Source organism: Sorangium sp. So ce385 (genome assembly GCF_051474135.1).
Lineage (GTDB): Bacteria > Myxococcota_A > Polyangia > Polyangiales > Polyangiaceae > Sorangium > Sorangium cellulosum_D.
Map to the genome: position 1 here is coordinate 850,380 of NZ_CP150337.1, position 25,709 is coordinate 876,088.

Annotated in this window: 20 protein-coding genes and 4 tRNA genes; 9 read left to right on the forward strand and 15 right to left on the reverse strand. The window is 72.2% G+C overall.

What is annotated here, in order from left to right; translation table 11 throughout:
• Window positions 1–10: 10 nt before the first annotated feature.
• From WME83_RS03220 to WME83_RS03240, 5 genes are all read right to left on the reverse strand, one after another.
• Window positions 11–1,612 (reverse strand): ATP-binding protein, encoded by a 1,602-nt coding sequence (locus WME83_RS03220; RefSeq protein ID WP_437317794.1) that lies wholly within the window; start codon window positions 1,610–1,612, stop codon window positions 11–13.
• Window positions 1,609–2,337 carry a GTP-binding protein gene (locus WME83_RS03225; RefSeq protein WP_020732588.1) on the reverse strand — a complete coding sequence of 243 codons (729 nt, stop codon included), beginning with the start codon at window positions 2,335–2,337 and terminating at the stop codon, window positions 1,609–1,611. The genes WME83_RS03220 and WME83_RS03225 overlap by 4 nt, the downstream gene beginning before the upstream one ends.
• Before the next feature lie 149 nt (window positions 2,338–2,486).
• Window positions 2,487–4,304, reverse strand: a complete 1,818-nt coding sequence (locus WME83_RS03230) for a dynamin family protein (RefSeq protein ID WP_437317795.1) — start codon at window positions 4,302–4,304, stop codon at window positions 2,487–2,489.
• 47 nt (window positions 4,305–4,351) lie between these two features.
• The gene (locus tag WME83_RS03235; protein WP_437317796.1) at window positions 4,352–5,245 is read right to left on the reverse strand and encodes a M48 family metallopeptidase; all 894 of its coding nucleotides are present in this window, start codon (window positions 5,243–5,245) and stop codon (window positions 4,352–4,354) included.
• Window positions 5,246–5,388: 143 nt separating this feature from the next.
• Entirely contained in the window at window positions 5,389–6,408 is a 1,020-nt protein-coding gene (locus WME83_RS03240) for a homoserine kinase (protein ID WP_437317797.1), read from the reverse strand.
• A gap of 290 nt (window positions 6,409–6,698) precedes the next feature.
• Between WME83_RS03240 and hflX the strand changes: the two genes are divergently transcribed.
• Window positions 6,699–8,558 (forward strand): GTPase HflX, encoded by a 1,860-nt coding sequence (gene hflX, locus WME83_RS03245; protein WP_437317798.1) that lies wholly within the window; start codon window positions 6,699–6,701, stop codon window positions 8,556–8,558.
• A 45-nt stretch (window positions 8,559–8,603) separates the two neighbouring features.
• On the opposite strand, the gene WME83_RS03250 is transcribed toward hflX, so the two are convergent.
• The 6 genes from WME83_RS03250 to WME83_RS03275 form a co-directional block, all read right to left on the reverse strand.
• Entirely contained in the window at window positions 8,604–9,560 is a 957-nt protein-coding gene (locus WME83_RS03250) for a hypothetical protein (RefSeq protein WP_437317799.1), read from the reverse strand.
• A gap of 12 nt (window positions 9,561–9,572) precedes the next feature.
• Window positions 9,573–10,889, reverse strand: a complete 1,317-nt coding sequence (locus WME83_RS03255) for a PEGA domain-containing protein (protein ID WP_437317800.1) — start codon at window positions 10,887–10,889, stop codon at window positions 9,573–9,575.
• Window positions 10,890–11,037: 148 nt separating this feature from the next.
• Window positions 11,038–11,646 (reverse strand): precorrin-2 dehydrogenase/sirohydrochlorin ferrochelatase family protein, encoded by a 609-nt coding sequence (locus tag WME83_RS03260; RefSeq protein ID WP_437317801.1) that lies wholly within the window; start codon window positions 11,644–11,646, stop codon window positions 11,038–11,040.
• A gap of 83 nt (window positions 11,647–11,729) precedes the next feature.
• The gene (locus tag WME83_RS03265) at window positions 11,730–12,530 is read right to left on the reverse strand and encodes a hypothetical protein (RefSeq protein ID WP_437317802.1); all 801 of its coding nucleotides are present in this window, start codon (window positions 12,528–12,530) and stop codon (window positions 11,730–11,732) included.
• Entirely contained in the window at window positions 12,527–14,146 is a 1,620-nt protein-coding gene (locus WME83_RS03270; RefSeq protein WP_437317803.1) for a BamA/TamA family outer membrane protein, read from the reverse strand. Before WME83_RS03270 ends, WME83_RS03265 begins: the two co-directional genes overlap by 4 nt.
• An 81-nt stretch (window positions 14,147–14,227) precedes the next feature.
• A complete protein-coding gene (locus WME83_RS03275; protein ID WP_437317804.1) occupies window positions 14,228–15,130 on the reverse strand; it encodes a hypothetical protein in 903 nt (300 codons plus the stop codon).
• A gap of 100 nt (window positions 15,131–15,230) precedes the next feature.
• On the opposite strand from WME83_RS03275, the gene WME83_RS03280 reads away from it, so the two are divergent.
• Window positions 15,231–15,773, forward strand: a complete 543-nt coding sequence (locus WME83_RS03280; protein ID WP_437317805.1) for a hypothetical protein — start codon at window positions 15,231–15,233, stop codon at window positions 15,771–15,773.
• 12 nt (window positions 15,774–15,785) lie between these two features.
• On the opposite strand, the gene hisIE is transcribed toward WME83_RS03280, so the two are convergent.
• Both hisIE and WME83_RS03290 read right to left on the reverse strand, forming a co-directional pair.
• On the reverse strand, window positions 15,786–16,475 hold the full coding sequence (hisIE, locus tag WME83_RS03285) for a bifunctional phosphoribosyl-AMP cyclohydrolase/phosphoribosyl-ATP diphosphatase HisIE (protein WP_437317806.1): 690 nt from the start codon (window positions 16,473–16,475) through the stop codon (window positions 15,786–15,788).
• A gap of 3 nt (window positions 16,476–16,478) precedes the next feature.
• Complete coding sequence (locus WME83_RS03290; protein WP_437317807.1) at window positions 16,479–17,960, reverse strand: prolipoprotein diacylglyceryl transferase; 1,482 nt, start codon at window positions 17,958–17,960, stop codon at window positions 16,479–16,481.
• Between the two features lie 213 nt (window positions 17,961–18,173).
• Between WME83_RS03290 and WME83_RS03295 the strand changes: the two genes are divergently transcribed.
• Both WME83_RS03295 and WME83_RS03300 read left to right on the forward strand, forming a co-directional pair.
• Entirely contained in the window at window positions 18,174–18,929 is a 756-nt protein-coding gene (locus WME83_RS03295) for a hypothetical protein (protein WP_437317808.1), read from the forward strand.
• Between the two features lie 5 nt (window positions 18,930–18,934).
• Entirely contained in the window at window positions 18,935–20,566 is a 1,632-nt protein-coding gene (locus tag WME83_RS03300; protein WP_437317809.1) for an MXAN_5187 C-terminal domain-containing protein, read from the forward strand.
• Window positions 20,567–20,774: 208 nt separating this feature from the next.
• Here WME83_RS03300 and WME83_RS03305 read toward each other — a convergent pair whose 3' ends face one another.
• Both WME83_RS03305 and WME83_RS03310 read right to left on the reverse strand, forming a co-directional pair.
• Window positions 20,775–20,927: a hypothetical protein gene (locus tag WME83_RS03305; RefSeq protein ID WP_187345854.1), complete on the reverse strand. Its 153-nt coding sequence runs from the start codon at window positions 20,925–20,927 to the stop codon at window positions 20,775–20,777.
• A 371-nt stretch (window positions 20,928–21,298) separates the two neighbouring features.
• Entirely contained in the window at window positions 21,299–23,098 is a 1,800-nt protein-coding gene (locus WME83_RS03310) for a serine/threonine-protein kinase (protein WP_437317810.1), read from the reverse strand.
• A gap of 885 nt (window positions 23,099–23,983) precedes the next feature.
• Here WME83_RS03310 and WME83_RS03315 point away from each other — a divergent pair.
• From WME83_RS03315 to tuf, 5 genes are all read left to right on the forward strand, one after another.
• Window positions 23,984–24,056: transfer RNA gene (locus WME83_RS03315), tRNA-Thr, on the forward strand.
• A gap of 81 nt (window positions 24,057–24,137) precedes the next feature.
• A tRNA-Tyr gene (locus WME83_RS03320) sits at window positions 24,138–24,219 on the forward strand.
• Between the two features lie 73 nt (window positions 24,220–24,292).
• A tRNA-Gly gene (locus tag WME83_RS03325) sits at window positions 24,293–24,365 on the forward strand.
• 16 nt (window positions 24,366–24,381) lie between these two features.
• A tRNA-Thr gene (locus WME83_RS03330) sits at window positions 24,382–24,457 on the forward strand.
• Window positions 24,458–24,509: 52 nt separating this feature from the next.
• Window positions 24,510–25,700: an elongation factor Tu gene (gene tuf / locus WME83_RS03335; protein ID WP_020733175.1), complete on the forward strand. Its 1,191-nt coding sequence runs from the start codon at window positions 24,510–24,512 to the stop codon at window positions 25,698–25,700.
• Window positions 25,701–25,709 lie beyond the last annotated feature (9 nt).

Consider the following 25,709-nt stretch of genomic DNA (forward strand, 5'->3'; position numbering starts at 1 on the left):
CGAGGCCCGCTCATTGGAAGATGGGCGGCACGAGGCTGTTCGACGACGAGCCGGCGACCGTGGGCAGCTTGACCACGAACACGGTGCCGCGCGGCTCGTTCGGCTCGATGCGGACCGTGCCGCTGTGCGCCTCGACCAATCGCTTGACGATCGAGAGGCCGAGGCCCGTGCCGCCGTGCTCCCGGGTCGAGCTCTGGTCGATCTGGTAGAACGGATCGAACACCTTCAGACGCTCGCCAGGAGGAATGCCGATGCCCGTGTCCACGACGCGGATCTCGACCGCCTGCTGGAGCGGCGCGACCAGCACCAGCCCGGGGAGATCGTCCGTGTCCTCGCTCACGGCGCGGGCGACGAGCTGCACCTCGCCCCCCGACTCGGTGAACTTCACCGCGTTCTCGACGAGGTTGACGAAGACCTGGCGCAGCCGGTCGCTGTCCCCGAGCACCGGCGGGAGATCGCTCTCGGCGTGGATCCGGAGCTCGACGCCCTTCTTCGAGGCGGCCGGCGCCATCGTCGACGCCGCCTCCACGAGCACCGGGCCGACCGCCACCTCGGTGCGGTGCACGATCAGCGTGCCGCTCTCCAGCTTCGAGAGATCCAGGAGGCTCATGATGAGCCCGAGCAGCTGCTCGCTCTTCGACCGGATCGTGTCGATGAACTCGCGCTGCTCGCCCGTCAGCGGCCCGCCGATTCCCTCGGCGAGCATCTCGCTGTAGCCCATGATCGACGTGAGCGGGGTCCGGAGCTCGTGCGACACCGTGGCGAGGAAGTTCGACTTGAGCCGGTCGAGCTCCTTCAGCCGCTCGTACGCCTGCTCCAGCTCGGCGTTCTTCTGCGAGAGCTCTCGGAAGCTCTCGCGGATCGACGCGACGTGCATCGTCGACGTGAGGAGCGACTTGTGCCCGCTGAACAGGATGAGATCGAGGACGGCGCGGAGGTGATCCGCGATCTGGCCGAGCCGCTCCGGCCGGAGCCGCGGCAGCGGCCCCTCCGCCGCGCGCGCCTGATCGAGCTGCGCCGCCGCCGCGAGCTCGGCAGCGGGGGGCTCGTCGAGGCCCTCGGGCAGGTACGGGCCGAGGATCGACCGGCCGATCGCGCGGCCGTCGTACTCGATCGGGAACACCTGGTAGAGCGCGCCGGGGAAGCGGGGATCCGCGAGCTCGCCGCCGGCCGCCGGGCCGCGCCCCTGCGGCCGATCCGGAGGCGCCGCGCCGGTCCGCTGGGTCTCCTGCGCGTCGCCGGCAGGGCCGCGCGGAGACGCCAGAGACGCGAGCGCGCCGGCCTCCGCGAGCGTCGCGCCGCCGATCGACTGGATGCAGATCGGCAGCCCGAACAGCTTGTGGAACGACGCCGCCATCTCGCCGAGGGCCTGCCGATCGACGAGATCCTCGAGCGAGAGCGGGCCGATGCCGACCAGATCGACGACCGGCGCGGCCGCGGGGGGCGGCAGCGTCGAGGGCTCGGGCGCGCTCGCCGCGCCGTCGCGCTTCGAGGAGCTGGGCGCGTCGGCGACGCGCGCCGACGGCATCGGCGCGGAGCTCGGCACATGGAGGAGGTCCTCGTCGTCGAGGCCGAAATCAGCCGGCGTCCCCTTGTGGGCGTCGGGCCTCATGGAACGATCCGGGAGCTCTTCTCGAAGCTGCCGCCCATACGCCTCGCCAGGAGTTCGCCCACCGAGCTCGTCACCCCGAGCTGGCGCGCCGCGCTGTTCAGGAGCTCCTCGCCGCTGATCGACAGCCGCTTCGAGAGCTGGTGCGTCTGATCGAGCGTCTCCCACGTGAGGTGGAGCAGGCCCATGAACGTCTCCACCGTGCCCATGCCGCGGGTCGCGATGGCCCGGTACACCGGCTCCTTGCCCCGCGCGGCGAGCCGCGCCAGCTCCTCGTCGCTCCGGATGTCGGGGAGGTCGCGCTTGTTGAACTGGATGACGAGCGGCATCCGCGCGAGATCCAGGCCGTTCTCCCGGAGGTTCTGGCGGAGGTCGAAGAACGCCTCGGCGTTGCGCTGCGTCTCCGTGATCTGCGAGTCGGCGATCAGCGCGACCCCGTCCGCGCCCTGGAGCACGAGCCGCCGCGTGGCGGCGTGCATCGGCTGGCCGGGCACGGTGAACAGCTTGATGCGGAGCGAGACGTCGCCGTCCTTCGCGCGGAAGGTGAGCGGCAGGAGATCGAAGAACAGCGTGCGATCGTCCTGCGTTTCGAGCGTCATCAGGCGTCCGCGAGCGTCCGACCCGGCGAGCCCGTGCAGCGAGACGAGGTTCGTCGTCTTGCCGCTGAGCGCCGGGCCGTAATAGACGAGCTTGATCGTCACTTCACGGGCTGCGAAGTCGAGCTGCACGGCCGCATTCTCGCATGAGCGCCCGACGATTGGATATGGCCACGGCGCCCGGCCGAGGAGGCCGGCATGGCCACGGCGCCCGGCCGAGGAGGCCGGGCCGGGCAGCGCCTCCCCCCGTGTCAGGAGGCGTGCGCTCGCTCAAGCCGAGTTCAGGCGGAGCCGCCGGGCGCGTTGGGCACGCTGGACACGGGCGGAGGGATCGGCTTGCTCTCGCCGTTCTCGACGGTCCAGAGCGCGCTGCGCAGCCCCTCGAGGCGGGCCGTCAGCGCCTTGAGCGCCTCCGCCTGGTCGTCGCACGCCTTGAGCTGGGTCTCGCTGCTCGGCTCGGCGCGGACCCGCTCCTCGCGGGCCGCCTTGAGCACCTCGATGACCTCCCGGTGCAGCTCCTGGCCGGCCGTGACCACCCACGCGTCGAGGCGGCTCGCGAACTCCTGGATCATCTCGTCGAGCTTGGGCCCGATCCGGGTGGCGGCCTCGCGCAGGGCGACCGGCGCCATCTCCTTCGCCTTCTTGCGGGTCTCGGCCTCGACCTTCTCCTTCACGTACACGGCCAGGACCGGCGCCGCGAGCGCCAGGATCCCGCCGAGCAGGGCGTTCGTGAACATGACGCCGAGGCCGATCGTGAAGAGCGCGAAGACCCCGACGTCGTAGCCGAACGTGTCGACCTCGACGTTCGGCGTCTTCACGTCGCCCCCGAGCGCCTCGCTGACCCGCTTGGCCACGTCGTGCGCGTCCTCGCGGACGAGCGCGATCGTCTTCTCGGCGAGCGCCTCGAGCGCCGTGGCGATCTCCTTCGTCTCGGCCTGCGCCCACTCGGCGAAGGTGCGCTCCAAAAACGCGCCGAGGTAGACCTTGATCTCGTCGGTGTGGGCCTCATCGATGATCGCCGGCAGCTGCCGGAGCACGTCGTCGACGAAGCGGTCCAGGTCCCGGCGCACCCACGCCCGGATGGCGCTCACCTCCTCGCGGATGCCGGCGCGCCGCTCCTCGATGGTGCGCGACTGGCCGGCCAGGTCCTTCTCGATCATCTCGATGCGGCGGCTGAGCTCGTCGCGCGACATCGCGGTCGCCCGCCGCCGCGCGTCCACGCCCTTGCCGAGCAGCCGCGCGGACTCCAGGCCCTCGCCGAGCGCGTTGTCGAGGAGGATGCGCCCGCGCTCCTCGGCGAGGAACCGGGTCAGGTGATCGAGCAGCTCCGGCATGCCGCTGCCGGCCCGGTCGCCCTCCAGCGCCCGCTCGCTCGAGATCGGGAAGACCACCGGCGATTTCACGAGCCTGCCGAGCTCGCCCCGGATGTAGGCGAGCGCCTCGGCCTCCTCGTCCTGGCTCCAGATGTCGCGCTTCGTCACGACGAAGAGGATCTTGTCGCGGGACTGCCCGAGCAGCTTGTCCTGGAGGAAGACGCGCTCGCTCTCCTTGAGCGGCTGGCCGGCGTCGATGAGGAACAGCACGGCGTCGGAGCGGGGGATGTAGCTGTAGGTGATGTCCGCGCGCTGCAGCGAGAGGTCGTTCACCCCGGGGGTGTCGACGAGGACGACGCGCTCGCGCAGGAGCTCGGCCGGGTACCCCACCTCGAGGAACTTGACCTCGCCGGCGCTCGACGAGCGCTCCCCGCCGACGGTGAAGGCCCGCACGTCCTCGAAGGGCAGGCCCGCGCGCTCCCCCGACGCGTAGACCACGTCGGCGCGCGGCTCGGCCGCGTACTCGAGGTGGTGGATCACCGCCGTCGTGGGCGTCACGCCGACGGGCAGGATCGAGGCGCCGAGCAGGGCGTTCACGAAGGTCGTCTTGCCGTGGTTGAACTCGCCGACCACGACGAGGTGGAACCGATCGGCCTCGAGCTTCTTCACGAGATCGTTCGTGATGCGCGTCGCGACGCTCTTCGCGCCGAGGCTCTCGGCGAACCCCGAGAGCTCCCGGAGCGCCCCGGTCACGTCGTCTTTGCGGCTGTGGAAGGATTCGAGCATGTGCGTTGACCTCGGCCTTGGGTCGGTAGCCAGGAGGAGCGAGCCCCTCAGCCCCAGATCTTGATGACTTCGTGCACCTTCTCGTCGACCTCCTCCATCGAGAGGCCGCCCGAGCCGAGCCCGGCGTGGCGCTGGTAAAGCTCGCTCTCGGCGAAGGCCCGGAGCGCCAGGACGCGCTTCGGCAGCCACGGGTGGCTGGCCGTGAACTCGGCGAACCGGCCGATGCCGCCCTTGCCCTCGTCGTGCTGGGCGATGAACGCCTCGAGGTTCAGCTCCTCGTAGAGCTTGGTCGAGCCGAGCGCGAGCTTGGTGAGCGCGCGCGTCGAGACGTCGAGGCTCTTCGCGCAGAGCAGCCCGGCGCGGTCGCAGGTGACCTCGGCCCGGCGCGACCAGCCGGAGAGCGCGAGCATCGCCGGGCCGACGATCCACTTCACGAAGACCGACGCCATGCGCGTCAGGTAGTGCATCGCGGTCAGGTAGACGACGTGGCTGTTGTGGATGTGGCCGCACTCGTGGCCGATGACGCTGAGCAGCTCGTCGTCGGTGAAATGGTCGACGAGCGCCGAGTGCACCATGATGAACGAGTCGTCGTTCGTGCCGTAGGTGGCCGCGTTGAGGGTGGGGCTGTTGACGATGTAGAGCGTCGGGGTCGCGATCCCGAGCGTCTCGGCGCAGTGGATCGCGAGCTTGTGGACGCGCGGGAACTGCGAGGGGCCGACCTTCACGGCGTGGCCGAGGAGCTCGTTCTTGCCGACCGTCTTGAACAGCCTGACCGCGGCGGTCACGGCGAGCTCGACCGGACGCATCTTCTCGAACGCGAGCCGCGTGTTCTTATCGGACACGTAGGCGTACGCGTTGCCAGCGCCGTCCCCGCCGCCCGCGCGCTGGCCCTTCCGTCTCTCGATGAAGCCCTTGAAATCGAGCGTTCCGACCTGTGCCATCCGGCGAAGGTAACGGTCGGGCCGCGGGCGCGCAACGCCGCCCGCGCCCGGCGCCGTGAACTTCACGCAAAATGTCGAGGCGACCTTCGCGCACACCCGAATCGGACGAGAGCGGACGAGAGCGCGGGCGATGGCGGGCGCGATCAGACGCGGAGCAGCGCGAGGAGCCCCTCCGGGCCGAGGCGCTCGAGCGTCCGCTGCCGCGCGAGGAAGCGCCGGAAATCCTTGTAGACGCCGCTGCCCTTCGGCCGGAGCTCGAAGTCGGTGATCCGCGTGATGGAGAACCGCAGCGCCGCGACCAGGCTCTCGTGGAATAGACGGCCGCGCTCCTCCGTTGAGAGCGGCCGCACCGACGTGTAGCCGGCGGCGAGCGCGGCCGCGAGGTCCGGATCGAGGTCGTCGCCGTAGCACCACGCCAGCATCGTGACGGCGAGATCGAAGGCGGCGCTGCCGCGCGAGGCGCTCTCGAAGTCGAGCAGCGCCGAGATCTCGCCGCCCTGCCACAGCACGTTGTCGCGGAAGAGATCGCCGTGGATCAGCGTCTCGGGCCCGGGCGTCCGCGGCGCCGCGGCGCGGATCCGCTGGAGCCGGCCGGTGAGCTCGTCCACCGCGGCGGCCACGTCGGGCGGGAGGGCCGCGGCAGCCTCGCCGGTGGGGCGCGCGGGCGCGCGGAGGCCCTGGAGCCGCTGGTCGAGGCTGTCGAGGTCGAACCGGCTCACGTTCGCCCCCTCGAACGACGCGCCGACGAGGTGGACCCGCGCCAGGGCCGCGCCGACGCGTCGGGACGCGTCGGGCGTGACGCGCGCCTGGCAGAGCGAGTCGCCCGCGATCCACGGGAACAGCGCGACCGGCTTGCCGGCGTGCTCTGCAATGAACGCGGCGTCCTCCGACCCGGACGCTCCATCCTGGCGCCGGAGCGGCTGCGGCGTGGCCACGCCGCCGGCCGCGAGGTGCGCCAGCATGCGCGCCTCGCGCGAGGCCGCGCCGAGCTGCTGCTCCTCGTAGACGCGCAGGAAGACCTGCCCGCGACCGTCGGCGAGCGTCAGCGCGAAGTTCGAGTTCACGCTCCCGGCGAGGAGGCCGCGCACGTCGGCGACCTCGAGGCCGTAGAGCGCGCCGATGCGGCGGGCATCTGCGAGCGAAAGGGGGGTCAGGATGGCCATCGTGGGCAGCGTTGCCACGGCTCGGCCGCGGCCTCTACAGGAACGTGGAGGCGCGCGCGGGCGGGAGACGCGAAGCGCGGGAAGGGACGCTGGAAGGGAGATGGAGGCGAACGACGAAGGGGAGGGCGCGGGAGGTGCGGGGAGGCGCGGGGATCGGAAGAGGGAGGGGGAGGCGACGAGCGACGAGAAAATGCGCGACCCACGCGAGATCCGCGGCGGCCCAGGTCGCGGACCGGCCCTGCGTGCGTTATGAATGAAGGAGCGGGAGCAACACTCCCTTCAACTATCGAATGCCCACCCTCTACGGAAACACCACCGGACTCAGCCCCCTCGCCACCAAGACCCTAGAGCGCATCTACCGCCGCAAGGTCCCGCTCGCCAGCATCGCCACGCCCGAGCTCATCAAGGCGCTCGCCGAAGCGTCGCACGAGACGGGGCGCCAGGTCGGCGCCCTGGTCCACCGCTCGGGCGAGATCGACTACGTCGTCGTCGGCGACGCGACCCGGCTGATGCTGCCCGACATCGGGCGCCTCCGCGCCGCGCAGGGGCGCTTCAGGGCGCTCCGGCTCGTCCACACGCACCTCTTCAACGAGCCGCTCACGCGGGACGACCTCGTCGACCTCGTCCGCCTCCGGCTCGATCTGGTCGCGGCCGTGCAGCTCTCGCCACAGGGAGAGCCGCGGACCCTCCAGTACGCGTACAACGTGCCGGTCCACGGGAAGGAAGCGGTCACGGTGACCGTGGACGACGAGGGCGGCGACGACCGCGGGAAGGCGGAGCTGCCGTACCGGACCGTGGGCCCGGTCGCGGTCGGCCGCCTCGACGTCGATTTCGGCGCGCTCATCCAGGCGCTCGAGGACGAGTTCGCGAAGCGGTCGCGCACGCGATCGGTCGCGGCCAAGGACGGCCGGGCGATCCTCGTGCACGTCGCCGAGAAGGCCAAGGCGGGCGCGCTCGCGCGGGCCGAGGAGAGCCTGCGCGAGCTGACCGACCTCGCCGGGACCGCCGGCGTCGACGTCGCGGACACGGTCCTCCAGCTGCGCGACCGCATCGATCCGCGGCTCGTGCTCGGCAAGGGCAAGCTCGACGAGGTCGTGCTGCGCGCCTCGGAGCTCGACGCGGAGACGCTGGTCTTCGACCGGGATCTCACCCCGTCGCAGGCGTCGGCGATCGCGAAGCACACGGACCTCAAGGTGCTCGATCGGACGCAGCTCATCCTCGACATCTTCGCCCAGCGCGCGGAGTCGTCGGACGGCAAGCTCCAGGTCGAGCTCGCTCAGCTGAAGTACACGCTCCCGCGCCTCGGGCAGAAGGACGACTCCCTGTCCCGCCTGACCGGCGGCATCGGGGGGCGCGGCCCCGGCGAGACGAAGCTCGAGATCGGGCGCCGCCGCGCGAAGGAGCGCGTCAGCTTCCTGGAGGCCCAGCTGAAGCGGCTCTCCCGGCAGCGCGAGCAGCGCCGCCGGCGCCGCGCCCGGCTCGGCGTGCCGGTGGTCTCGATCGTGGGCTACACGAACGCCGGCAAGAGCACGCTGCTGAACACGCTGACCGGCGCCGACGTGCTCGCCGAGAACAAGCTGTTCGCGACGCTCGACACCCGCTCGAGGCGGCTGCGCTTCCCCGAGGAGCGCGAGGTGGTGATCACCGACACGGTCGGCTTCATCCGGGAGCTCCCGAAGGACCTGTTCGCCGCCTTCCGGGCGACGTTCGAGGAGGCCGCCGACGCCGACCTCCTGCTCCACGTCGTGGACGCGAGCGATCCCGCGCGCGATCAGCACATCGAGACGACCGAGGCGCTCTTGACCGAGCTCGACCTCATCGGCATCCCCCGCATCGTGGTGTTCAACAAGGCGGACCTGATCGCCCCGGAGGAGGGGCGGCGGCTGCGGCTCGGGCACCCGGACGCGGTGCTCCTGTCCGCCACGGATCGGGAGACGACGCGGGAGCTGCTCGCGAAGCTCGCGGATCGGCTCAAGAGCCGCTGGGAGGAGGCCGCGACGGTGCCCGCCTACGAGGTGGAGGCCGAGGGCGGCGAGCTGGAGGAGGACGGCGGGCTGTTCGACGGGGAAGCCGAGTCGATGACGGTGCTCGGCCCGCCCGCCGGGGCCGAGGCGCTCGGCGCGCGCGCGCGAGGGACGTTCGGGGCGTGAGCTCCGCCGGGCTCCGCGGGGAGCCCGGCGGGAGCCGGAGAGAGCTCAGGGATCCGGGATCTCGATCTCGTCGCAGGCCCCGACGGACTCGAGGCAGTTGCCGCTCGCGCACTGCGAGTGCATGGTGCACCTCTGGCCTTCTGCCAGCTTGCAAGCGCCCTCGCCGTCGCAGACGTTGACGTCGCTGCAGTCCATCCCGTCCTCGGCGCCGAGCGGGACGTTCGAGCACGTGCCCGCCAACCCCTCGACGTTGCAGGCCTGGCAGGGCGAGTCGCAGGCGGTGTCGCAGCAGACGCCGTCGACGCAGCTCCCGCTGCCGCAGTCGGCCGCGTCCGTGCATTCCTGACCGTTCGCGGCCTTGCACTCGCCCTCGGCGTCGCACGCCTGGTCGTCCTCGCAGCCGAGGCCCGGCGTGCCCGCCGGAGCCAGCGAGCAGGTCCCCTCGCCCGCATCGCAGGCGTGGCACTTGGCGCACTGCGTGTCCTCCGAGCACTCGGCGAAGCACGCGTTCTCGTCCGGATCGCAGGCGAACGTCTCGCACGACGTCTCCTCGCCGGCCTCGCACTCCACGCTCGTCCCGTCGCAGGTGCCGCGGGCCGTCTGGACGCCGTCGGAGCACGTCGCCTCGCCGCACTCGGACTCGGCCTTCGAGGGGCCGCACGAGCCGTCCTCTTCGCCCGACTCCTTGAGATCGGCGGTGCAGGCGTCGCATTCCGCGTCGCACGCGGCGTTGCAGCAGACGCCGTCGGCGCAGAAGCCGCTCGCGCAGTCCCCTTTCGCCGTGCACGCCTTGGCGAGCTCGCATTGCGGGCAGGTGGAGCCGCCGCAGTCGATGTCGGTCTCGTCGCCGTTCTTCGTGCCGTCAGCACACCCGTCGGTGACGCCGTCGTCCCCGGGAATGCGCGAGCGGTCGACCGTGGCGATGAGCTCACAGCCCATCCCGAGGGTCGAGAGCGCGCCGGCGCTGAGCGCGATCGCGAGAAGGTACTGGTTCTTCCACATGGTGTAGTCCCCTTAGAAGGTAAACCGCGCGGCGGCGCCGCCGCCTGTCGGGCTGACGTACGGAGTGACGAACGCCTTCTTCTTCGAGCTCGAAGCAGCGGCCTTCGGCTCGGCCGGCGCGTCATCGGTGAGGAGCAGGACCGCGCCGGTGACGCCGAACGTGAGCGCCACCGCGAAGGACATGTCCGAGATGAGCGCGAAGCGGTCGACGCGATCCGCGTTCTTCGTCGTCGGCTGCTCGTCGAAGTCGCCCTTCGCGCCGAGCGCCTGGATGCCGAAGATCGTCCCGACCACGACGCCGGCGCCGGCGAGCCCGAGGGTCACGTAGGCCGGCACCGGGGAGCGCGGTTCGGCCGCCGGCGCGGGCGGCGGCGGCTGCGCCGGGGGCACCTCGGCGGCCGGCGGCGGGGCCGGGGGCTGCGCCGGCGTCGCGGCGACCGGCTCCTGCGGCTTGGGCGTCAGCGTCACGCTGACCTCGCGCGCCTCGGCGAAGGTGACCTCGAGCTCCTGGCTCGAGTCGATGAACCCCTCGGCCGAGACGGTGAGGGTGTGCTTGCCGGGCGGGACCGAGAGCTCGGTGCCCGTCTGGGCCACGCCGTCGATCGCGATCTTGAGGCCCGGCGGCGCCTCCGGAGCGGTCGCGACCTTCACCTTGGCCGGCGTCTTCTTCAGGGCCTCGACGCGCCCCTGCGCCTCGGTGATCTTGTCCTTGAACTTCTCCGCGTCCGGCTTCGAGTCGAGGAACGCCTGCCACGCCGCGACCGCCTCGGTCGCGAGCCCCTGCTTGTCGAGCGAGAGGGCGAGCTTGTACTTCGGCGCGGCGCCGGGCACGTGCTCGTCCGCCTGGCGGTACAGGTCGGCCGCGACGGCGTACTCGCCCTTCTCGAACCTGGCCTCGGCTTCCTTGTAGAGCTTCTTCGCCTCGTCCTTCTTCTGCTTCTCCGTCAGCGGCTTCTTCGGCTTGGTGGTGGTCACCTTCGCCGCGGGCTCGGCGGTCTTTCCGGGCGCTGCCGTCGCGGGCGTACCGGCGGCGGGCGGCGTGGCGCCAGCGGCGGGCGGCGTGGCGCCGGCGGCGGGCGGCGCGGCGCCGGGCGCCTGCCCCGCGGCGGCGGCGGGCTTCGCAGGACCCGGCGTCGGCGCGGCCGCGGCGGGCGCCTGCGCGGCCGCGGCGGGCGCCTGCGCGGCCCCGGCAGGCGCCTGCGCGGTCGGCTTGCCCGCCGGAGGCGGCGCCGTCTGCGCAGATACCGGACTGACGTTCGTCAGCGTCAGGAGCCCAGAGACCATCGCCGCCGAGGTCAACATCGTCAGCCGGCCCGATCGTGAACGCATACCGTAAGCCCTCCTCCGCGGATAGTGTCGCGTGGGCGCCCACTTAAGCCTTGAAGGCCGCTCTACACAAGGGTTTTCGCGTCCGTCGGGGTCGCGCGCGCCCCCTCGTTCGCGGCGCCCCCGGCTCTGCGTGCGGCATCTCCGGACATCAAGGCTCGTCGCCTCGCTCCAGCCATGCAGGGAACCGCAGCCTCGCCTCCAGGCCGAAGCCCGAGGTGGCCTTCCGCATGCGCGCGGCCCGCTCGGCGCCCCGCGGGAGGCTCTCGCGGAGCCGCCGCAGCGCCTCGATGTAGCGCGCGAACCGGGGATCCGAGAAGAGCGCGCTGAGATCTTCCCGGATGCGCCGTATCGTCCCCGGGCTGACGCCGTGGCTGCTGAAGCTCATGGTCAGTCCGGAGGCGGAGACCACCGAAGGGTTGACGAAGCTCGACACCTCCGGTCGATCCAGCGTGCAAACGAGTCGCCCGACGTCCGCGAGCTCGCGATGGAGGCGCCGCGAGAGCGCGTCGTCGCCCGGCGCGAGGAACACGATCGCCGCGCCGACGAGGTCGTCGTCCGAGAACGGCCGCCGGTGCAGCTCGAGCCGACCTTCCTGGCCGGCGCGCTCGATCGACGCGTCGACGTGCCCCGGCGCCACGACGGAGACGCGGGCGCCCGCCGAGAGGAGCCGCTCCACGGTATAGGGAACCTCGCCGTCGGCGCCGATGACGAGGGCCCGCCGGCCGTTGAGGTCGAGCGCGATGGGAAAGAGGCGCATGGGGGTGGAGTAGACACGAACCGGGGGCGGCCGCGCAGCGATTGTCGCGTGGTAGGCGCGGCGGCGGGCGAGCTCGCCGCGCCTCAGCGGCTCGGGGGGCTCTGGGGCGGCGGGGGAGGGCTCGGCGGCGGAGCCGGCGGGAGGAAGGCCTGCGTGCGGAACGCGAGCCTCCGGTCGGCGTTGCCGATGCGCGTCACGAACAGGCCGACGAAGGAGCCGAACAGCGAGTCGCTGGGCCCGATCGCGGTGGAGCCGGGCGGGCGCGTGACCCACCGCTTGATGCGATCGAGCATCTCGGCGCTCATGGGGTTCACCTCGACCAGCACGGCCACGAAATAGCGGTTGCCGTCGCGGACGAGCGACCGCTCCACGAGCGGCAGCCTCCGGGCCTCGGCGCAGTTGCGGAGCACGCCCTCCACGTTGACCGCGACCGTGCTCGACTGACCTCCGGCCTGGATCAGCTGGATCCGGAACACCTCGTCCCAGAGGTCGTAGACGATCCGGCAGCTCTTGGCGGCGAGCGCGACCGGGTTGCCCCCGCTCTCGTGGAAGAGATAGCCGCGCATCGTGATGACGGTCGGCAGCCCGCTGAGCAGCTTCTTCGAGATCTCGCCGTCGACCACGTCGCGGAAGCCGACGGTGAGCTGCACGATCGTCTTGTCGAGCGAGAGGCTCGCCACGCGCGTGGGCAGCGCGGCCGGCGTGCCGAGCGCCTGCTGCGCGTCCGCGTCGGCGATCTCCTTCGTCCTCTGTCGGACGTCCGCGCCGTCCGCCCCGCCGGGCCGCTCCTGGGCCGCCGCCCGACCCGCGCCCAGGGAGAGCGCCGCGAGCAGCGCGATCGAGAGCCAGCGCGCCGCGCCGCGGCCGGCGCCCGGGCAGCTCATTTTCGCTCACCGCGCCGCGCCGGGATCAGCCCGAGCAGGTTCGAGAAGGCGAGCGTCACGCCGCCGACCGCCGTGTCGACCCGCAGACCGAGGTTGTACGTGATGTCCACGGGCACGCGGGCGAAGCCCTCGTACCCGGTCGGCGGGTCGGTGAACTCGCGGCGGGTCGCGAGCCCGTACAGGCCTGCGGCGCCGAAGAGATCGACGCCGTAGATCGAGCCGCGGCCTGCGTAGACCGGGATCCGGTACTCCGCCTCGAGCTTCGCGGCGAAGTCCCCGTACCGGACCTCGATGATGTCCGTGCTGAGGAAGTTCGGCGGTTGCCTGCGATCGGGGGCGAGGTCGAGCAGCCGATCCGGCAGGAGATCGGTGAGGTCGCCCACGTAGAACTTCTCGAAGAACGGCGCGTCCCCCGCGACGGCGCCGGCGAACGCCTCGATGCGGAGCACGTGCCGCTTCGGGAGGCGGAACCAGCGTTGCGCGGCGAACTCGAACTTCTGGTAGCCGTAGTCGCTGCCGAACGGCGGGACGCCCACCGTGACCGCGACGGAGGCGAGCGTGCCCTGCGTCGTCAGGAACGGCGCGTCGCGCGTGTCGTAGTCGATCGCGGCGCGCAGCGACGAGAGCACCGTCCTGCCGCCCAAGATGTCGAAGTCGATGGGCTCGCGGCGGTCTCCGCGCATGTGCGAGGCGACCGTGGGCACGGTCGCGTCGATCTGCTCGAGGTGGTAGTCGAGCGACAGCTGCGAGGAGGAGGAGACGTCGTGGCCCGTCCCGAGCGTCGCCCCGAACCGCTTGTAGGCGACGACCGCGTAGCCCGTGACCTCCCGCTGCTCGAGCAGCGGGGACTCGAACGAGACGTCCCGGTTGCCGAAGAAGTCGCGCGCGTCGTTGTAGAGCACCGTCACCGCGGCCGACCAGCGGGTCCCGACGAACGCGGGATCGACGAAGCGGGTCCTCAGGGCGAGCTGGTCCGCCGCGAGGCCGACGCCGGCGCCGAGCGTGATCCCGGTCCCCGCGAGGTTGGTCTCGGCGGCCTGCACGCCGGTGAACGCGGAGAGCGGCCGCGCGTTGCCCGCCGTGTCCTCGTCGGCCGCGATGCCGAGCCAGAGGTCCTGCACGACGAACGTGTTGCGCTCGACCACGTCGATCACGAGCGTCGCGCTCCCACGCTCGGCCCCTTTGCGGAGCGACAGCCCGACCGACGCGAAGAACCCGGTCCCGAGGAGGCGGTAGCGCGTGAGCTCGATCTCCGGATCCTCGACGTCGAGCATGCCGCCCGCGCGAAACCTGACGTAGCGGAGGATCACGCGCGCGGCGGTCCGCACGTTGCCCCGGATCTCGATGCCGTCGAGGGTGTACCGGACCCGGTGCCTCTCCTGCGGCGTCGCGCCGGCGGACAGCCCTGCCGCGCGCTGGCGCGCCGCCGCGCGAGGCGCCGGCTCGGGCGCCGCGGGCCCCGCGCCGGGCGCCGTCTCCGCGCTCTGACCGAGCGCGGGCCCCGGGCGAGACGCCACGAGCAGCGCGCTAGAGAGCGCGAGGAGCGCGCGGCGGAGCACAGGGGGCAGGGGGATGGCCGGGGAGCGCGACGCGCCCCGGAATCGAGGAGGATTCACAGGATCGCCGCGACACCGCCGGAGCCTGCTGCGACGTCAGCGACGCACCCTTCGACGACGCATCGCTCAGCGGGGCACCGTTCAACGGCGCACCATAGCACGGCCTTCTGCTCCGCCGACGGGGGCGGCCGCGTCGAGCTCGGCGAGCGGCGCGGCGTCCGCGGCGTCGTCGCCGGGAGGGGCCTCGGGCGACGGCGCCCCGCGGCGGATCCGCGCGGCGGCGGGCGCGCGCTGCTGCCGCCGCGGCTCGCGCGAGATCGGGGCGGCCTCGGTGTGCTCGGCCAGCGTGAGCAGATCCAGCCGGGCCGGCGTCGGCTCGATCAGGTGATCGGCCGCGGCGAGCAGCAGCGACCGGACCTCGTCGCGGACGCCGGCGTCGCGCGTCCAGCGCGCGCCGGCGCTCGCGGCGATGGCGCGGGCCAGGAGGAGCTCCGCGCGGCCGCGCACGTCCGCGGGGATCCAGTCGGCCACGAGCGGATCCGCGAGCATGGCGAGCGTCCTGCGCAGCGCGGTGACGCGGCGGGGGCCGAACCGCTCCGGCGCGCGCGCCGCCTGGCGCGCGAGGCGCAATGCGCTGCGGAGCGCGCGCCTCGCCGCCCTGCCGACCACGGCGCCGCGCACGGTGAGCCGCTCGCGCGGCGCATCGAGGGCGCGCAGCACCGCGGCCAGCGAGAGCCCTCCCGCGATCACGAGCGCCACCGTCGCGGCGGTCGCGCCGACGCCGCGCAGCCTGAACCCGCCGGTCGCCGCGACGAAGGCGCAGGCGGCCACCAGCACGAGCCCCAGCGAGCCCAGCGCGCCTGCCGCGTGCGACCGCCAGCGGAAGGGGCCGCCCTCGCCCTGGATCCGCCCCGCGTAGCCGTCGGGCGCGATGAGCCTCCCGCCGCTCGGGATGAGGCCCACCATCGCTCGCCGCGCCGCGCGCCCGAGGCCGACCTCCAGCGGGCCGAGCTCGACGCCGGGCGGCTCACGGAACGGGCTCACGCCTCCAGGATAGCCCATCCCTCGCCGGCGCGGAGGGCGCGCCGCGGCGCAGCGGCGACGGCGGATTGCGCCCGCTTTTCACGGTCTATACGCTCGGCGCGTGAAGAGCTCCGCCGCCGGCAGCCTCGCCCTCGCCTACGCCGTCGCGACCGGGACGGTCCTGCTCGGCACCCCGGGTTGCAGGGATAGCGTCTCGTCCGCCTGCGCCGGGGTCTGCGACTGCTGGCAGTGCAGCGCCGGAGAGTACGCAGAGTGCGTGGACAGCCTGGAGGACGCCGCCCAGAGCGCCGAGCGGAAGGGCTGTCCGGCGGCGGCGGAGGCCTTCGTGCGCTGCGTCGACGCGGACGTCGAGTGCACGGCCGACGAGAGCGCCTCCGTGTCCACGCGCTGCAAGAGCGAGCAGGACGCGCTCGTCGCGTGCGGCGTCCACGCGCCCGTGCTGGGCCTCTTCTGCGAGTGGGGCGTGCAGAGGATCAAAGAGTGCGGCGCCATGTCGCCCATCCTCGCCCCGTGCGCGGAGGAGACCCGATGCATGCACGCCTGCTATGCGCTGGCGACCTGTGACGAGGTGCTGTCCGGCAGCTCGCGGCTCAACCAGTGCATCGCGCAATGCGTGGAGGCCATGCCCGCGCCGCCGCCCTGAGGCGGCGGCGCGTCACGGCGCTCCCGCCCGGTCCTTCTGCGCCCGCTGCGCCTTCTCGACGAGGCCGCTCGTGCCCATGCGCGCCGCGAGCGCGGCGAGGACCGCGCGCAGCGGGACGCCGCGCGACGCGACGCCGACCAGCAGGTGGTAGATGACGTCTGCCGCCTCCGACGCGACGCGATCGTCGCTCTCCCCGGCGATCGCCTGCGCGAGCTCGCCGGCCTCCTCGCGCAGCTTCGCGCCGATGAGCGGCGCGCCGCCGTCGAGCAGCTTGCGGGTGTAGCTCTTCGTCGCCGACGACGCCTTGCGCTCCTCGATCTCCCGCTCGAGCGACTCGAGCACCGCGGACGCGTCCTGCCCCTCGTCGGCGGCCTCCGGCTCGGCGTCGCCGCGGGCCTCGACCTGCCGGAAAAAGCAGCTCGCGCTGCCCGTGTGGCACGTCGGGCCGCGCGGCTCCGCGAGCACGAGGAGCGCGTCCCCGTCGCAATCGGCGTGAATGCTCGTGACCGCGAGCGTGTTGCCGCTCGTCGCCCCCTTCTCCCAGAGCTCGCCGCGCGAGCGGCTGAAGAAGGTGGCGCGCCCCGTCTCCAGCGTCCGGGCGAGCGACTCGCGCGTCATGTACGCGAGCATCCGGACCTGTCCAGTCAGCCGATCCTGCACGACGGCCGGAACGAGCTTGCCCTCTCCGAATGCGATCTTCACAGCCTATGCCTCTCCGGTGGTGTCGGGCGCCTCGGCAGCGGCGCCGCGTTCGCGGGCCGTCGCCCGGCCTCCGTCCTTCGCGCTGCCGCGCTTCCCCCGCGACGGTTTGTCGCCGGCCTTCGCCTTCGCGCCGGGCTTCTCGCTGGGCGCGCCCTCCTCGTCGTCTCCGTCGCCCGGCGCGTCCTCCTCGTCTTCGTCCTCGTCCTCATCTTCGCCCTCGTCGGCGGCGGGCTGGCTCTGCGGGAGGTTGAGCGCCATCGCCTGCTCCGGGTGGTCGAGGGCGGCCTTGTAGTAGATCGCGAACGCGATCGACGCGGCGAGCCCGGTCGCCAGCGCGACCGCCTGGGAGGTCGAGTACTGGAGCGCCGTGGACGCGCCGAACGTCTCGGGCTTGAGGGCGAGGTACAGGGCGACCGCGGGGGCGAAGGCGAGCGCCTGCGTCACCTTGCGCGCCACGTCGTTGCGGACGACGCGGGAGAACCCGATCGCATACCCCACGGCGAAGACGAGGAGGCCGGCGGGGAGCAGCACGTGCTCCGGGAGCGTCGGCGGGATCGAGCCGCGCTCCGCGTCGTCGCGCAGGAGCTCGAGCAGGTAGCGGCAGACGCCGTAGGAGAACGTGAAGAGCAGGAAGATCTCGCCGCGGAACTTCTGCCGCCGTCGCGCGAGGAGCAGGAGCGCGAGCAGCCCCGCGCCGACGAGGGACTCGTAGATCTGCGTCGGGTGCACGGCGAGCGACGCCTCCGAGGTCGGATCCAGCCCGCGCTCCTTGACGTGCTGCACCCACGCCGGGGACCCGCTGCCGTGGTCCAGCGTGCCCTCGGCCCAGTGGGGGAAGGTGCCGAGCTTCTTGAGCCAGGCGGGCGCCGTCTCGCCGAGCGGCCGGCCGAAATCGCAGCCGAAGAGGTAGCAGCCGATGCGCGTGATCATGAGGCCCGAGGCGAGGCTCGGGACGGCGACGTCGGCCCAGGGGAGCAGCGGGAGCCGGTGGGACCGCAGGAACAGGTACGAGCCCAGGAAGCCGCCCAGGAACCCGCCATACGCCACGAGCCCGCCGCGGCGGATGTCGAACATCGCGCCGAACGAGTCGAACTCGTCGAGGTTCGTGAGGATGTAGAGCACGCGCGAGCCGAGGACCGCGGCGAGCGCGGTGACGACGTAGCAGTTGGCCATCGTCTCCTTCGGCAGACCGTCGCGCTCCGCGAGCCCGAGCGTCAGGTACCAGCCGACGACGAGCGAGAGGCCGAGCATGACCCCGTAGCTGTAGATGGGGATCGGACCCAGGGTGTAGGTCTGCTCCTTGAACTGGGACGCGAGCACGGCGAGCACGACGCCCGCGACGCCCGCCGCAGCGGCGCCTGGCTTGTTCTTGCCGATGAGCAGCCCGATCGCGCCCGCGAAGGCGATGCCCGCAGCGATCAGGAAGACCCAGAGCAGGGGCACGGTCCAGACGGGCAGCGGGACGCGGAACAGGATGGGATGCATGGCGCCTCTCCTTACGCCCGGGATTGGAGACCATCAAGCGCCGTCTCTCGGGCATGACGCGGCGAGCCAAGGCGCTTTCCGTTGCTGGTCCGGCCGCGTCGGGCGATCGCCATGCGCCCGGGCTGGCAGCGCGGCGGAGGCTCGGCTCCCTCCGGACGATGGCGTCCGCCAGCGGTCTCGAAGTCCGCGCGCACCGCTGCTAGCATCGATTCCGTGCTCTCTGGCCGTGCCACCGTCAGCGTGTTCGCCGTGCCTTCGCTGCTCGTGAGCGCGTCGTGCGTGCCCGAGGGGCCGGCCACCGGCGACACGAGCGCGCGGCCAGCCGGGACGGTCGCGGCCTCGGCCTCCGCGTCGATCGCCGCGGGCGGCGTTCAGGGAGCGCAGCGCGCGGGGGTGTTCGAGGACGATTTCGATCGGTCGGCGCTCGGCCCCGATTGGAACGCCCTCAGCCCCAAGTGGAAGATCGAGGAGGGGCGGCTCTGCGCGCGCGGCGCGAGGAACCGCGGCGTGTGGTTGAGACGGCCGCTGCCCGAGAACGCGCGGATCGAGTTCGACGCCATCGCCGAGGCCCCCGACGGCGATCTCAAGGCGGAGCTCTGGGGCGATGGCCGGAGCGGAGCGACGGCGGCGAGCTACACGAACGCGACGAGCTACCTCGTGATCCTCGGCGGATGGAAGAACACGAAGCACGTGCTCGCCCGGCTCGACGAGCACGGTGCGGATCGCCTCGAGATCGACGTGGATCCGGACAGCGACGACGAGCGCGCGCGCCCGGTCGCGCCGGGGCAGCCGTACCGCTTCCGGATCGAGCGCCGCGACGGCAGGACGCTCTCCTGGTCGGTCGACGGCGTCGACTACTTGGAGCTCAGCGATCCCGCGCCGCTCGCCGGCCCTGGGCACGAGCACCTGGGCTTCAACGACTGGGATGCGCCAGTCTGCTTCGACAACCTGCGCATCACGCCCCTCTAGCCGCGATGGAATCGAGCGAGGTCGAACGGGAGCTTGAGGAGCTGGAGACGCGCATCGAGCGGCTGCGCGCGCTGTACGAGCAGTACTTCATGGGGATCGAGCGGATCGAGCCGCTCATCCCGCGCAAGGACGTCGAGCGCCGCATCTGGGTGATGCGGCGGGAGCAGATCAGGAACACCGCGCTCCGGTTCAAGTTCCAGATGCTGATCCAGCGCTACAACACGTTCCAGCAGTACTGGGGCCGCATCGCGCGCGAGATCGAGAACGGGACGTACCGTCGCGACGTCATCCGCGCGGCGAAGCGGGTCGGAACGAAGGAGGCGCTCACGATCGTCGGCCGGAAGCGGGCGGAGCGCTACGCGGAGCTCGCCGAGCAGCAGGCGGCGCGCGAGTCATCCCGCCGCGACGACACCGACGACCACGAGGAGATCGACGTCGACGACGAGGCCGTCACGCTGGCGCCCCCGCCGCTGCCCGCCGCGTCGCCGTCGCGCAAGCAGCCGCCGGTCGAGCTGGACGCCGAGGAGGCCTCGCCGCGCGAGTCCGTCGTGCCGCCGGTCGCGCCGCCGCCGCCCGCCGGCGCGCAGGTGCGCCCCGCCCTGGTGCCGCCCGCCACGCCGCAAGCGGCGGCGGCCGTGAAGCCGGCCCCGCTGGGGGGCTTGCCCCGGGGGCTGGGCTTGACCAGGCCCCAGCAGAAGCCGCCGGAGATCAAGCCGGCCGAGGCGAAGCCGGCCGAAGCGAAGCCGGCCGAGGCAGCTCCAGCGGGGTCGAGGACCTCCGCGCGCCCTGCCGCCGATCGGGCGCCGCCCGCGGCGGGCGCCGCCAACCGCCAGCGGCTGGCCGAGCTCGCGGCGGAGATGCGCGCGCAGCGCGCGCAGAGCGCCAAGGCCGGCGACGCTGCGGCGGTCGCGGCCGGGTCTCCCGGGGGCCTGACGGACGTCGCGCCCGATCCGTCGCCTGCTCCGCCGAAGCGACCGCCGCCTCCGCTCCCCGTCCGATCTCCGCCGAGCGCAGCGGCCGCGCCGGCAGCCGCAGCGCCGCCGGCCGCATCGGCGCCGGGCGCCGCGAAGGCGCCGGCAGCGGCAGCCGCAGCGCCGCCGGCCGCATCGGCTCCGGGCGCCGCGAAGGCGCCGGCAGCGGCAGCGCCGGCAGCGCCGGCAGCCACCGCGGAGGCGGCTGGCGAGGCGAGGGGCGCTGGAGCGAGGCGGCAGGACCGCGTGCACTCGGAGCGACCGCCGCCGAGCCGGCGCCGTCGCTCGACCGCGCCGCCCGCGGCGGACACCGGTACGGCGAGCGGCGGAGCGCGGCACGCGACGCCGCGCGCGTCGTCGCGCCCGCCGGAAGCCGCGCGCGCCGGCGCGGACGCCGCGACGCGCCCGCGTCCCGGGCCGCCCCCGCAGCGGTCGGCCGCGCGCGACGACGAGCTCCCGGAGCAGCGGCTGCGCCAGATCTACGCGAAGTACGTCGAGACCAAGCGCGCCGCGCGGGAGTCGACGGCCGGCGTCACCTACGAACGCCTCGCCGAGAGCCTCCGCGCACAGGCCGCGAAGCTGCGCGCGACGAACCCGGCCAAGTCGGTGGACTACGACGTCGTCGTCAAGGACGGCAAGACGCTGCTGAAGCCGATCCTGAAGTAGCCGGTCGTCATCGCCCAGCCGGGCTCCGCCGGCGCCGATCCAGGCGGCCCGGCGGTGCGAGCCGCCAAGGCGGGCGCTGGCGCGCGCGCGAAGGCCACCGCGGCGAGCTCCAGGAGCCGAGCGCGCCGGGGCCGTGCCCGGCGCGCCGTGTCGCTCCGGATGCGCTCGCTACGTCAGGTGGCGAAATGGATGAGGTGGTTGTGACCGATCAGTGGTGCGCGACGCGGCGCCAGAGCTGCGGCAGTCGCTGGACCTGCGCCGGGACCCCGGCCTCCTCCTCGACGAAGAGGATCGCACAGGCCGTACGGTCGGCTTCGCGCATCCGCGCGCATAAGTCGGCCAGGTCGTCGTCGGCGTCCACGACGTCGGCCTCGGCCGGCTGACAGCCACCCGTAACGTATCGGACGTTGTCAAGGGCGATCCATCGCCCAGCAAACTCTTCGGAACGACATATGTCGCGCCAGGTCATTCGAGGCGCGGCCAAACGAATCTTACTGCCCATTTCCCGTGAGCGACCTTCTCCCCCATGTTCCAAAGTCAAGCGCCGACCTACCAAGCCAGGTCATGGCGTTCACTGAACTTTCAGAACCCGTCGGGGCAGGATCTAGCATCGGTCAAAATCGCGCGTCAAGGCAAGCCTGGAACAGACTGGACCCGGCCGGCGTTGCGCCCGATCGTCCACAGCCGTCGCAGCGTTCGCCTCGTCACGCTGGCTACGTCCGCGCGGCAGGGTCACTGACACCGCGCCGGCAGCTGGGACATCGCCTCGCCGGCCCCGATGCGCGCGGCAGCCATGGCGTGGGACTTGGCCGCGCAGCCCTTGGAGGCGACGGCTCGCTTGGCGCTCGCGCTGATCGCGGCCCTCGCCTCGGCCTTCCTGGGGCCGTCGCAGGCCGCGAAGCGCTTCACCGCGAGATCCGTGTTGCCGCCGTTCGCCAGGTTGATCGCGGCCCTGCACTCCTGCTCGGCCTTCTCGTTGCCGGCGGGCGGGGTCTTCGGCCCGGCGGTCGGGGTCGGCGTGTTCTTCGCGGGGTCGGGGGGCGTCTTGACCTGACCCGTCTGCTCGGGCGGGGGCTCCGGGGTGGAGGGCTCGCTCGTCGGCGGGGCCACGGTCGGGTCCGACGCGACGGAGACGGGCGGCGCGACGGACGACGCCCCCGAGGGCAGGGGGATCGCGGTCGATGTGCTCTCCTCGGTCGCCCCTCCGCCGCCCCCCTTCGTCATCATGACGACGCCGATGACGCCGAGCACCGCGACGGCCGCGACCGCGGCGAGGATCGGGGCTGTCTTGTTCTTTTGCACCGGCGGCGGCGGCGGCGCGGGGAAGACCTGGCCGCTGCCCGTGTTCACGGGCGGGTGGGCCGGCACGGCGCCGCCCGGCATCGCCGCCTGGTCCATGACGGTGGCGGCGTGGTGGGGGACGACGGTCTTGCCCGGTCCCGTGGGCGGCCCCGCGACGAACAGCGGCTCGCCGATCTGCGTCTGACCTGAGCGCGACGGCATCAGCGCGGTCCCGCTGGTCGGGGCCTCGAGCCCGACCTGGGTGCGGGGCGGCGTTGCGAGCACCGAGAGGCGGGGCCCGGCGCCGATCGTGAGCTCCTCGTAGAACTCCCGCGCCGACTGCTGGCGCTCCTCGCGGTTCTTGCTGAGGGCCCTCATGACGGCCGCCTTCATCTTCGCCGGGGCCGCGGCGCCCATCGGCACGGCCTCGAACGGGAACGGCTGCGCCGTCATGTGCTGCGTCGCCCACGCCCACGGGGTGTCGGCGTCGAACGGCAGGCGCCCGGTGAGCATCTCGTAGGTCAGCACGCCGAGCGAGTAGATGTCGCTCCTCGCGTCGAGCTCCTTGCCCGTGAACTGCTCGGGGCTCATGTACGGCGGCGTGCCGAGCACCGTCCCTTGCTGCGTCAGCTTCTGCTCGGCCCTGGCGCTGCGCTCGTCGCGCTTCGCGATGCCGAAGTCGAGGACCTTGACGTAGTCCTCTTCGCCGGCGCGCCTGGTCAGGAAGATGTTGGCGGGCTTCAGGTCGCGGTGGACGATCCCCTTCTCGTGGGCCTCCTGGAGCGACCCGCACACCTGCGCGAGGATGCGATCGACCCGCTCGGGCGCCAGCGCGCCGCCTCGCTCGAGCGCCGTCTCCAGCGACTGCCCGGTGAGGAGCTCCATCGCGATGTAGAGCTCCCCGGTGTTCGTCTGCCCGAAGTCGTAGACCTTGATCGTGTTCGGGTGCTCGAGCTCGCTGACCGTGCCGCACTCGCGCATGAAGCGCGCGACGACCTGCGGATCCTTCGCGTGCTGCGAGAGGAGCGTCTTGATGGCGACCTTCCGCACCGAGGTCCCCATCGGCTGCTCGCCGTTGTAGACGCGGCCCATCCCGCCCTCGCCGAGCACCCCGACGATCCGGAACCGGCCGCCCACGATCGTGCCGATGAGCGGGTCTGCCTCCACCGGCGCGACAGGGAGGAGCGCGCCGCACGTGGCGCAGAAGCGCGCCCCATCGATGTTTGGCTGATGGCAAGCGGGACAGTCCATGCGATCGAACCTCTACCCCCGAAGCGTGATGAACCGCGACGACGCCCGGCGCTGCTCCGCTGCGCGCCCGAGCGAACGTGCGCCGGGCAGGATCGCAGCAGCCGCGCGCCGAGCGCAAGGGAGCTCTTGCTCGCCGGGGCGCGTCCGCGAGGGTCTCCCGTGACTTCCCGTGACTTCGCTCGCCTCCCATGGCTCCCGTGAGCGCGCGCGTCGCGACGGCGTCGTGCTGCGGGGCGCGCCGCGCGTCGCGACGGCGTCGCGCTTCGGGGCGCGCCGCGCGGCGTGACGGCGTCGTGCTGCGGAGCGCGCCGCGCGTCGCGACGGCGTCGTGCTGCGGAGCGCGCCGCGCGACGACGGTGCGGCGCGGCTCGCCGCGGTGCCCGCGCGGCGCCGTCGTGCGGCCCGGGCCCGCCGCCGTGCCTCGCGGAGACGGTGCGGATCGAGCCCGCGGTCGCTCCCGCGCCGCTTCGCGCGCTGGGCGCGACGTCCGCCTTGAAAACGGTCGTCACTCGAGCGAGATCCGCGCTGCCGGACAAGGCGGGAGCTCCGGCCCGCCGCGGCTCGACGGCGCGCTCGACCCGCGCTTCCGCAGCCGATTCCAGCGAAACAGACGAAAACGATGCACACCGCTTGACACGTCTCTTGCAGGGGGCTAAGAGCCTCCTCCCTTCGCGGGACTCGTCTACCTTCGGAGCGACGTGAGCAGCACCAGCAGCTCCACCTCGCTGCGGTCCAGGCCGGCCGGGATGCCCCGAGCCGCGCAGGCAGACGGTCCGGCAGAGCCGGGAGTTGATTGCTCGTACAGAAGTGATCGATCTTGGGACATGTCGCTAGGTCAGCACGCACGCCTCCCGGAGCCCCGGGGGCGAGCAGCGGGTCGATGTCGCTGGCGTAGCTCAATCGGTAGAGCACCTGCCTTGTAAGCAGGGGGTTAGGGGTTCAAGTCCCCTCGCCAGCTCCGATGCAAGGCAGCAGGTCGACGGTTCGGGAGGCCACGGGACGGACGAACGCGGTAAGATAAAGAAAAGACGAAAAATCTGGAGGGTTGCCCGAGCGGCCAAAGGGAGCAGACTGTAAATCTGCCGGCAATGCCTACGATGGTTCGAATCCATCACCCTCCACCGGAGCGGTCGTTCGCTCCGACAGCGGTCCGACCAAGATGTAGATCCGCTGGGGTCACTCCCGGCGGAGCCCGCGGGTGTAGCTCAGTTGGTAGAGCGTCAGCCTTCCAAGCTGAACGTCGCCGGTTCGAACCCGGTCGCCCGCTCCGTGGTCGGTCGTTTGCCCACCTAGCTCAGTTGGCAGAGCACGTCCTTGGTAAGGACGAGGTCGTCGGTTCAATCCCGATGGTGGGCTCCAGCGAGGACAGCGCAACGCAGTCGCGAACTTCATTTCGGCAGGAGACATCTCGATGGCCAAGGAGAAATTCACTCGTACGAAGCCGCACGTGAACGTGGGCACCATCGGCCACATCGACCACGGCAAGACCACGCTCACGGCCGCGCTCGTCAAGGTGCAGTCGAAGCGCCAGCTGGCGAAGGCGATCTCGTACGCCGACATCGCGAAGGGCGGGACGGTCCGTGACGAGACCAAGACGGTGACCATCGCGGCCGCGCACGTCGAGTACGAGTCCGAGAAGCGCCACTACGCGCACGTCGACTGCCCCGGGCACGCCGACTACATCAAGAACATGATCACGGGCGCGGCGCAGATGGACGGGGCGATCCTCGTCGTGTCGTCGCTCGACAGCGTGATGCCGCAGACGCGCGAGCACGTGCTGCTCGCCCGGCAGGTCGGCCTGAACCACATCGTCGTGTTCCTGAACAAGTGCGACGCCGTGGACGACCCGGAGATGCTGGACCTGGTCGAGATGGAGGTCCGCGAGCTCCTCTCGAAGTACAAGTTCGACGGCGACAACGCCCCGGTCGTCCGGGGTGCGTCGCTGCCGGCGCTGCAGGGCGACCCGAAGTGGGAGGAGACGATCCAGCAGCTGCTCAACGCGCTCGACAGCTACATCCCCGAGCCGGTGCGCGACATCGACAAGCCGTTCCTGATGGCGATCGAGGACGTGTTCTCGATCAAGGGCCGCGGCACGGTGGCCACGGGCCGCATCGAGCGCGGCGTGATCAAGGTCGGCGACGAGGTGCAGATCATCGGCTTCAAGGACACGAAGAAGTCGGTCGTGACCGGCGTCGAGATGTTCCGGAAGCTGCTCGATCAGGGGCAGGCGGGCGACAACGTCGGGTGTCTGCTCCGCGGCGTGGAGAAGGAAGAGATCGAGCGCGGCCAGGTGCTGGCGAAGCCCGGGTCGATCACGCCGCACACGAAGTTCACCGGTGAGGTGTACGTCCTCAAGAAGGAGGAGGGCGGGCGCCACACGCCGTTCTTCACCAACTACCGGCCGCAGTTCTACATCCGGACGACGGACGTGACCGGCACGGTGAACCTCCCCGAGGGGGTGAAGATGGTGATGCCGGGCGACAACATCACGATGACGATCGAGCTCATCGCCCCGGTCGCGCTGGAGGAGCAGATGCGCTTCGCCATCCGCGAGGGCGGCAAGACGGTGGGCGCCGGCGTCGTCACGAAGATCCTCGCGTAGGAGGCCGAC

Excerpts from the sequence above, each read along its gene's own strand:
- WME83_RS03220 (WP_437317794.1), bottom strand. The coding sequence starts at position 1,612 with ATGAGGCCCGACGCCCACAAGGGGACGCCGGCTGATTTCGGCCTCGAC.
- WME83_RS03230 (WP_437317795.1), bottom strand. The coding sequence starts at position 4,304 with ATGCTCGAATCCTTCCACAGCCGCAAAGACGACGTGACCGGGGCGCTC.
- WME83_RS03235 (WP_437317796.1), bottom strand. The coding sequence starts at position 5,245 with ATGGCACAGGTCGGAACGCTCGATTTCAAGGGCTTCATCGAGAGACGG.
- WME83_RS03240 (WP_437317797.1), bottom strand. The coding sequence starts at position 6,408 with ATGGCCATCCTGACCCCCCTTTCGCTCGCAGATGCCCGCCGCATCGGC.
- hflX (WP_437317798.1), top strand. The coding sequence starts at position 6,699 with ATGCCCACCCTCTACGGAAACACCACCGGACTCAGCCCCCTCGCCACC.
- WME83_RS03250 (WP_437317799.1), bottom strand. The coding sequence starts at position 9,560 with ATGTGGAAGAACCAGTACCTTCTCGCGATCGCGCTCAGCGCCGGCGCG.
- WME83_RS03255 (WP_437317800.1), bottom strand. The coding sequence starts at position 10,889 with ATGCGTTCACGATCGGGCCGGCTGACGATGTTGACCTCGGCGGCGATG.
- WME83_RS03260 (WP_437317801.1), bottom strand. The coding sequence starts at position 11,646 with ATGCGCCTCTTTCCCATCGCGCTCGACCTCAACGGCCGGCGGGCCCTC.
- WME83_RS03265 (WP_437317802.1), bottom strand. The coding sequence starts at position 12,530 with ATGAGCTGCCCGGGCGCCGGCCGCGGCGCGGCGCGCTGGCTCTCGATC.
- WME83_RS03290 (WP_437317807.1), bottom strand. The coding sequence starts at position 17,960 with ATGCATCCCATCCTGTTCCGCGTCCCGCTGCCCGTCTGGACCGTGCCC.
- WME83_RS03300 (WP_437317809.1), top strand. The coding sequence starts at position 18,935 with ATGGAATCGAGCGAGGTCGAACGGGAGCTTGAGGAGCTGGAGACGCGC.
- WME83_RS03310 (WP_437317810.1), bottom strand. The coding sequence starts at position 23,098 with ATGGACTGTCCCGCTTGCCATCAGCCAAACATCGATGGGGCGCGCTTC.
- tuf (WP_020733175.1), top strand. The coding sequence starts at position 24,510 with ATGGCCAAGGAGAAATTCACTCGTACGAAGCCGCACGTGAACGTGGGC.